General features: G+C 45.9%; 6 protein-coding genes. 5 read left to right on the top strand and 1 reads right to left on the bottom strand.

Annotated features, from left to right (window positions below):
• The first annotated feature begins 207 nt into the window (after positions 1–207).
• The 5 genes from K9J17_18515 to K9J17_18495 all read left to right on the top strand — a co-directional run bounded on the left by K9J17_18515 (position 208) and on the right by K9J17_18495 (position 7,341).
• Complete coding sequence (locus K9J17_18515; protein ID MCF8278727.1) at positions 208–672, top strand: MarR family transcriptional regulator; 465 nt, start codon at positions 208–210, stop codon at positions 670–672.
• Between the two features lie 4 nt (positions 673–676).
• The gene (locus K9J17_18510) at positions 677–1,792 is read left to right on the top strand and encodes an efflux RND transporter periplasmic adaptor subunit (GenBank protein ID MCF8278726.1); all 1,116 of its coding nucleotides are present in this window, start codon (positions 677–679) and stop codon (positions 1,790–1,792) included.
• A gap of 51 nt (positions 1,793–1,843) precedes the next feature.
• Positions 1,844–4,996, top strand: a complete 3,153-nt coding sequence (locus tag K9J17_18505) for an efflux RND transporter permease subunit (GenBank protein ID MCF8278725.1) — start codon at positions 1,844–1,846, stop codon at positions 4,994–4,996.
• Between the two features lie 183 nt (positions 4,997–5,179).
• Positions 5,180–6,619, top strand: coding sequence for a TolC family protein (locus K9J17_18500; protein MCF8278724.1), 1,440 nt, complete (start codon positions 5,180–5,182; stop codon positions 6,617–6,619).
• A gap of 422 nt (positions 6,620–7,041) precedes the next feature.
• A complete protein-coding gene (locus tag K9J17_18495) occupies positions 7,042–7,341 on the top strand; it encodes a GIY-YIG nuclease family protein (protein MCF8278723.1) in 300 nt (99 codons plus the stop codon).
• A 251-nt stretch (positions 7,342–7,592) separates the two neighbouring features.
• On the opposite strand, the gene K9J17_18490 is transcribed toward K9J17_18495, so the two are convergent.
• Positions 7,593–8,324 (bottom strand): hypothetical protein, encoded by a 732-nt coding sequence (locus K9J17_18490; protein MCF8278722.1) that lies wholly within the window; start codon positions 8,322–8,324, stop codon positions 7,593–7,595.
• Positions 8,325–8,775: the final 451 nt, after the last annotated feature.

Below are 8,775 nucleotides of genomic sequence, written 5' to 3'. Positions count from 1 at the left end.
GCCCAAGCAAACACGAGTCCAAACCTGAGCACCATGAAGATGCGAAACTTAGGAAACCGAAGGGCCTGATAGGGATCTTTTGAGCTCATTTCTGAGGCGTGAAGGTATTGAAGATGTGTTGTAGAAAGATGCTCCTAAAAACTTTATCAATGTTTTAACATCTATTTAGTTGCACATACAACTATTACAGCTACATTTGCCGCTGAAATGAAAAACCGAGTTCCTCCTGGCTTTGAACATCTGATGCTTCCATGGATCGGAAAGACCATGAAACACATCGACCTGTTCATCCAATCAAAATTGGCTGAGCAAGGTGTTCATCTGTCCAGACAGCAAGTGGTATTGATGAAGATTCTGTATCAGGATGGGCCGCTTCCGCAGAACGACCTTGCATTTCTCACTGACCGTGACAAGACCAGTTTGACGCGGCTTTTAAGCGGGATGGAGAATAAAAACCTTGTAGCGCGCATTACCTCTGCCGATGATAAAAGGGTCAACTTGGTACATCTCACAAAAAATGGTGAGAAAGTGCTGAACGAAACTGCTCCGCTGTTGTTGGCTATTGCCTCCGAGATGGAGAAAAACGTGAGTCAAGAAGACAAAGATGCGGTCGTACGTGTAATGAAGACAATTCAAGAAAATATAGATTTTAGTTGCAGCAACAACAAATAGAAAAATGGTAAGAAAGATCATCGTTGTAGTAGTGAGTATCGCCATTTTGGCGGGGGGTATCTTCCTCAAAAAAACATTGGAAGACAGCAAGAAGCCTCCTGTGAAAAAGAAGGAGAAGCAGATAACATCCGTTTACACCCAGCAGGTAAAGAACGAAACGGTTGGGATAGAGCTGAGCGCCACAGGAATGTTAACCGCAAAGAACCGCGTAGAACTGTATGCTGAGGTTCAAGGAGTTATGACCTCTTCGGCTGGGAATTTCAAGGCTGGAGAACGCTATTCGAAAGGAGCACGTCTTGTTTCAATTGAGTCGGATGTGTACCGAGCTGGATTGATGGCTCAGAAAAGCACCTTGCAAAATTTAGTGACCGCTGCATTGGCTGACATCCGATTGGATTTCCCTGAATCGTTTGAGCGTTGGAACAAGTTCCTGTCAGATCTGGATGTGAACAAATCGCTTCCTAGCCTGCCCGAAACAGCGTCTGACAAGGAAAAGCAGTTCATCACAGGAAGAAATATCTACACCACTTACTACAACCTAAAAAACATGGAGCTAACGCTGGCCAAGTATGACCTATCGGCTCCTTTTGATGGCATTCTAACGGAAGCGTTGGTTACGCCCGGAACACTGATACGCCCGGGACAGAAACTCGGAACATTCATTGATCCGACCGTCTATGAAATGGAAACGCCTGTCAGCACTTCCATGATCAACCTTCTGAAGATCGGTCAAAATGTTGACGTGCATTCTACTGGAAGCAACCACCGTTCTTGGAATGGCCGCATCATCCGCATAAATGGATTGGTGAATTCGGGCACGCAGACCATCAACGTTTATATTGAAGTTGCTGGATCTGGCCTCGAAGAAGGCATGTTCTTAGAAGCAAGCATTGCCGCCACAGAAGCGGAGAATGCCTTCGAAATTGATAGAAGTGTGCTATTCAGCAACAATCAAGTGTATGTGGTTGCCGATTCGATGCTGGTGCAAAAGACCATCGACCCTGTTTATTTTAACGAACGAACCGTGGTTGTGCGAGGTCTTTCTGATAACGAGCAAGTATTGACCAAAATGCCTCCAGGATCTTTTCCAGGAATGAAAGTTTCCATTTTCAATAATTGATGTGACACACTTCAGACCATTGAAAATTGAACTTCAAATCAGCTACTGAACATGAAATCCATTATATCCCATTTTATTAAATACCCGGTTGCGGTCAACGTTTCCATTCTGGCATTCGTTGTGCTTGGTGCAGCTGGTATGCTCACACTGAAATCGAGCTTCTTCCCGCTTCAAGATTCCAAGATCGTTACGGTGAGTGTGGCTTATCCTGGCGCATCGCCACAGGAAATGGAAGAAGGCGTGGTTCTGAAGATCGAGGACAACTTGCGCGGCTTGGTTGGTGTGGACAGGTTCACTTCAGCCTCATCAGAAAACGCTGCGGTAATTACCATAGAATCTGAAAAAGGCTACGATATAGATGTGCTTTTGGCAGACGTGAAGAACGCGGTGGATAAGGTTCCTTCCTTCCCTGCCGAGATGGAACCGCCCGTTGTTGCCAAGAATGAAAACCTCAACGTTTCCATCGAATTTGAAGTCAGTGGTGAGAACATTTCCTTGAAAACGCTGAAAGCGATTGGTCGAGAAGTGGAAAATGACCTTCGCGCCATTGATGGTATTTCGCAGGTTGATCTAAAAGGATTTCCGAGTGAGGAGATCACCGTTTCTGTGAATGAAGAAAAGCTCCGTGCCTACGGATTGACCTTCAGAGAAGTATCTGCAGCTGTAGCCAACAACAATATTCTGGTAACGGGTGGTTCCATCAAAACGGTGGCAGAAGACTACTTGATACGTGTCAATAATCGCGCTTACTATTCGGATGAGATGGACAACATCATTCTGAAGACAGAACCGACCGGAGGTATTGTGCGATTGAAAGATGTGGCCGTGGTGGCCGATGCTTGGTCAGAATCGCCAGACAGGACCTATTTCAATGGCGAATCTTCGGTATCGTTAACAGTTAGCACTACCAATAACGAAGACCTGATTCAGGCTGCAGCCAAAGTCACGGAGTTTTCAAAGGATTTTAATGAGACACACGATAACGTTCAGATCAGCATCACAAGCGACCGGTCAGAACTCATCATTCAACGAACAGAACTGCTTCTGACGAACGGTGTTCAAGGAATTTTGCTCGTATTATTCTTCCTGTCGCTGTTTTTGAGGCCTCGTTTGGCAGCTTGGGTGGCATTCGGAATTCCGATCTCGTTCATGGGTATGTTCATGTTTGCCTCCTATTTTGATGTGACGATCAATGTGCTTTCGCTATTCGGAATGATCATCGTTATCGGTATTCTGGTAGATGATGGAATTGTAATAGCGGAGAACATTTTCCATCATCACGAAAAAGGAAAAGACCGCATTCAGGCCGCCATTGACGGAACCATGGAAGTGTTGCCGGCCATCGTTTCTGCCATCCTTACTACGCTTGTAGCGTTCTCAACCTTCTTCTTTTTGGATGGAAGGATCGGAGAATTCTTTGGCGAGGTTTCCATTGTGGTCATTCTCACCCTTTCGTTCTCGTTGCTTGAGGCGTTGATCATCCTGCCAGCTCACGTTGCACATTCAAAAGCACTTTCGCCAACCCAAAAAACCTACTGGTTCAACAAATGGGGAAATACGGCCATGGAATTCATGCGCGACCGTTTGTATTCGCCTGTGTTGCATTTTTTCATGCGCTACAAGCTTATCGGATTCTCCATCATGATCGCCCTGTTCATGATCACCATTGGTGCCATCAGTGGTGGGATCATCAAAACCACCTTCTTCCCTGTCATTGCTTCCGATCAGGTAAATGTGACGCTGAAAATGCCGCAGGGAATCAATCCTGAAGTGACAGATTCCATCATCTCTTTGATCGAAGAAGTCGTTTGGGAAGTGAATGAAGAATACACGGCCAAACAATCTGGTGGAAAGCAAGTGGTGGAGAATGTGATCAAACGTATTGGTCCGGGAACAGCAAATGCATCTTTAAAGATCAATCTGCTACCAGGCGAAGAGCGCGATTTTACAGCTGGTGATATTGCTGAATCGATTGCAGCATTGGCTGGCGAACATCCTTCTGCCGAAAGCCTGATCTTCGATTCGGGTTCGAACTTCGGAGGAAAACCCGTTTCTGTTTCGCTGCTCAGCTACAACATTGAAGAGCTGAAAGGCGCCAAACTGGAACTGAAAGAGAAGCTGAAGGAAAACACGCTGCTTCGCGATATCAGCGATAACGATCCTGCTGGTATCAAGGAGATCAAGGTGAAATTGAAAGACAAAGCTTATGTGCTTGGTTTCACGCTGAATGATGTCATCAGCCAAGTACGTTCTGGTTTTAACGGACTTCAAATTCAACGCTTTCAGCGCGGACAGGATGAGATCATTGTTTGGGTTCGATATGAGCGTGACAACCGCTCTTCCATCAAGGATTTTGACAACATGCGTATCGTTTCGGCAAAAGGAGATCGCGTTCCGCTGAGCGAAATTGCCGAATACACCATCGAACGTGGCGAGATCAGCATCAATCACTTGGATGGAAAACGCGAGATCAAAGTAGAAGCTGACCTTAAAAACCCAAAGGAAAGTGCATCGGATGTATTGACCGATATTCAGGAGAATATCATGCCCGAACTTCGGTCTAAATATCCAACTGTTTCTGCGTTGTATGAAGGTCAGAATCGCGAAGCATCGAAAGTTACCGGATCGGCAGGAAAGGTGTTCCCACTCATCTTGTTCTTCATTTACATCATCATCGCCTTTACTTTCCGCTCTTACGTTCAGCCGCTGTTGCTCCTCGTGATGATTCCATTTGCACTGATCGGTGTGGCTTGGGGACATTGGGTTCACGGATTTCCGATCAACGTGCTTTCCTTCCTCGGAATCATTGCACTTATCGGTATTATCGTCAACGATGGACTGGTACTCATCAGCAAGTTCAATAGCTATTTGCAGGAAGGTCATCCGTTTGATGAAGCCTTGATCCATGCCGGAAAATCGCGTTTCCGTGCCATTTTCCTCACTTCTGTGACAACCGTTGCCGGACTTTCTCCCCTGATCTTGGAAAAGAGCAGGCAAGCGCAATTCCTCATTCCAATGGCCATTTCCATTGCCTACGGAATCATCATTGCAACCATTCTCACCCTGATCATGTTGCCGATGTTGATCTCTGTAGCCAACACCGCCAAAGTTTACCTGAAGTGGCTTTGGGAAGGTAGAAGACCAAGCAAGGAAGAGGTTGAACCTGCGGTGGAGGAATTACCGAGTGCGAGAGGGGAAGAATGAGAAAGGGATTAACGAAAAACGACTTGCGATTAACGATTGACGATCACTATACGCGTCATTGCGAGGTACGAAGCAATCTGTTTCGGGTACGACAGGATTGTTCAAGAGATTGCTTCGTTCCTCGCAATGACGGATGCTTAGGATTAACGATTTGCTAAAAAGCGAATGACACGAATTGAACTGATGAACACGGATTTAGATAATACTTTGAACAACGCACGTCATCGCGAAGGAGGGACGACTGAAGCAATCTCCAAGTCCAACGTCATTGCGAGGAACGAAGCAATCTGTTTCGGTTACGATAGGATTCTCCGTGGGATTGCTTCGTTCCTCGCAATGACGCTATTTGTAACTCTCAGCACAAACTCGCAAGCCCAAGACGTACTCAGCAGAGATGAAGCCATGAAACTGGCGTTAGAACACAACTACGACATTCAAGTGGCGCAGAAAACAGTGGAAACGGCTGAGAACAATGCCAGCATTTACAACAGCGGCTACCTTCCCACCGCATCTGCATCTGGTGCCGGAAACGTGACCTATAATGCGGGTCAGAATGAGACCGTGCAAGGCACCAACAAATACTCGGCAACCGATGCTTACAGCTACAACGCCTCGTTGGGAATCAACTACACCATTTTCAACGGACTGGGCCGTATGTACAATTACAAGCAATTGAAAGAGCAGCACAGCCTCAGCGAATTGCAGGCAAAGCAGATCATTGAGAACACCATACTTCAGCTCTCTTCGGCATACTTTGAAATTGCACGTCTCACCGAAACGGTTGAGGTTCTGAAAAACACCTTAAGTATTTCTAAGCAGCGTCTGAAACGTTCCAACTACAGCTACGATTACGGACAATCAACCCAACTGGACGTTTTGAACTCGGAAGTGGATGTGAACAACGATAGCATCAATCTACTGAACACGCAGCAGCAATTGGAAAACGCCAAACGGAATCTCAATCTCATAATGGGTCGGACCTTGGAAAACGATTTCAACGTGGATACGAACGTGACCTTTGCCCTAGCATTTACATCCGAAGAGTTGATTGCCAAAGCATTGGAACGCAACGTGCAGATAGAGCAAACGCAAAGCCAGTTGCGCAACAGCGAATTTGCCATCAAAGCAAGCCGTGCCGGCTGGTTTCCTTCGCTTTCCGCCAATGCTGCTTACGCGTATCAAGGTCAAAAGAATCCGAACGGTGCATTCCTTACCGGAAGTACGAGCTACGGGCCGCAGGCCGGATTGAGTCTGAGTTGGAACATCTTTGATGGAGGAACGACCAAGACAAGACAGCAGAATGCCAAAATCGCCTTGGAATCGCAGAAAATACAGCAAGAACGAACCACAGCTTCTGTGCAGCGCGATGTGCTTAACGCCTACTCTACTTACCAGAACGCGCTTTTTGTACTGAAAGCACAATCAGGCAACCTTGCCACCACTAAGCGCAACTTCGAGCGAAGCAACGAAATGTACAAGCAAGGTCAGATTACGTCCATCGAGTTCCGCCAAGCACAATTGAACTTGCTCAATGCCGAAAGCAATCTCAGTCAGGCCAAGTACAACGCCAAGAATGCCGAGTTGCAGTTGAAGCAATTGGCGGGTGTGCTTTTGGAGGAATGATTCTAGGAGTTAGGTGCTAGGCATTAGGTGTTAGGTGCTAGGTATTAGGAGTTAGGTATTAGGAGTTAGGTTTTAGGTTTTAGCGATTGGCCATTGGCACGTCATTGCCAGGAAGAATGACGAAGCAATCTGTTTCTCTCCGCGTCATTGCGAGGACGTAGGACGAAGCAATCTCCTTCTGACACCACCAGACTCTCTATACGCGTCATTGCGAGGAAGAATGACGAAGCAATCTGATTCTTAGACCACCGGATTCTCCGTGGGATTGCTTCGTTCCTCGCAAAGACGGATGCTTATGACGGATTCTCTACGCACGTCATTGCGAGGAAGAATGACGAAGCGATCCCCTTCTAACACCACCAGACTCTCCATTCCCGTCATTGCGAGGAAGAATGACGAAGCAATCTCATAACTTTATTACCATGAAACGCGGAGGCCACGTTTACATTATGACCAATAAAGCCAAGACCACACTCTACTGTGGCGTTAGCTCTAACCTAGTTCAACGGGTACAGCAACACAAGGAGCATATTCACCCCAAAGGATTCACGGCCAAGTACAATCTTGAATTGCTCGTTTATTATGAAGGGTTTCATCGAATTGAAGAAGCGATTGCTCGGGAGAAGCAGATAAAAGGAGGCTCTCGAAAAGCAAAGGAGACCTTAATAAATGCTTTGAATCCTGAATGGAAGGATCTTTTTGACGAGATCATTGAGTGGTAACCTCATTGTGAGGAGTGCGTCATTGCGAGGAAGTATGACGGATGCTTATGACGGATTCTCTACGCGCGTCATTGCGAGGACGTAGGACGAAGCAATCTCCTTCTGACACCACCAGACTCTCTATACGCGTCATTGCGAGGAAGAATGACGAAGCAATCTGATTCTTAGACCACCGGATTCTCCGTGGGATTGCTTCGTACCTCGCAATGACAGATGCTTACAACAAACACTACGGGGATGACCCAATTTACTTACCAGCAGACGAGACCTACAGGGGCGCTGAACTGCCCCACACCAGCCGTGTTGATACCGAAGAAAGTAAAGTAGTAAGTAACTCCAGGAGTGAGGCCCAGAAACTTCTTTTTCCTTCCCTTAGTAAAGTCGAATATACCCCCATTGGCCTGAACAAAAGGTAGGGCAACGGCTATCGGATTGTTGGGATCTAGAGGAATAGCGGGTGCATTTTCTCCAACGGGTAATTGTCCGCCCTCATTGATTTGAATATTATCAGGAATTGGCACCCCTGCGGTTACAATGCAGATGTACACATCCACTCCTGGTTGATGCTCGCATTTTGCTTGCATTACGCCTGTAGAAACGCGCTTTACCTTAACATCCTTAAACTGTTTTGGTGCAGGCTTTTTGCTTTTAGTTGCCTTGGTTGGTTTAAAGCCAGAAAGCCAAATGATGTTCGCATCTCCCTGAGCTACAGCATCTACGTACACTACTTGTTCATCTAACAAGTCCATGAGTGCTTCTTCTGCCGCAAAGAAGGGACCTTTTTGCGCATTGCCGCCTTGGGTATAGGCCCCATACATGTTTTCGTAAGCGGTAATGGCCGCATTGAAGGTTATCTCCGTAATAATGGGGGCAGCAAACTCAGAAGGGTTCTTATATATTCCATCTCGTACACCCACGGCAAACGTACCGAGTTTACCAATTGGGGTTTTATGGAAAGCCAAATTACATCGTACAATTGCCATGCTTTCTAGTTATTGATTAATCATTGATTGGTTTACGTTTTTCGGATTCTATCAACTGCTGGCTCAATCTTTAAAGATTCTGACGCAACCTTTAAAGAAACTGGCTAAAGCTTTAAAGAAACTGCCACAAGCTTTAAAGAAACTGGCTAAACCTTTAAAGAAACTGCCACAAGCTTTAAAGAAACTGGCTAAACCTTTAAAGAAACTGCCACAAGCTTTAAAGAAACTGGCTGAACCTTTATAGAATCTAGCTCAACCTTTGTAGAATCTGCCTGAATCTTTAAAGAATCTGGCTCCAGCTAATAAGTTGCAGGAGTCTGTTCAATAAACTGTGTCAACGGTCAGTAATACTTAATTTAAAAACTGAAAAAGACACAGACAATGAAAGAAGAAGAGAAAGACAGATTCGATTACGCCAACTTTGAGAGGGAAGCGATAGAGAAATTGAAGA

It is taken from the genome of Flavobacteriales bacterium (genome assembly GCA_021739695.1).
Lineage (GTDB): Bacteria > Bacteroidota > Bacteroidia > UBA10329 > UBA10329 > UBA10329.
The sequence above is the reverse complement of the archived record's forward strand: the minus strand, read 5'-3'. Positions and strand labels throughout refer to the sequence as shown.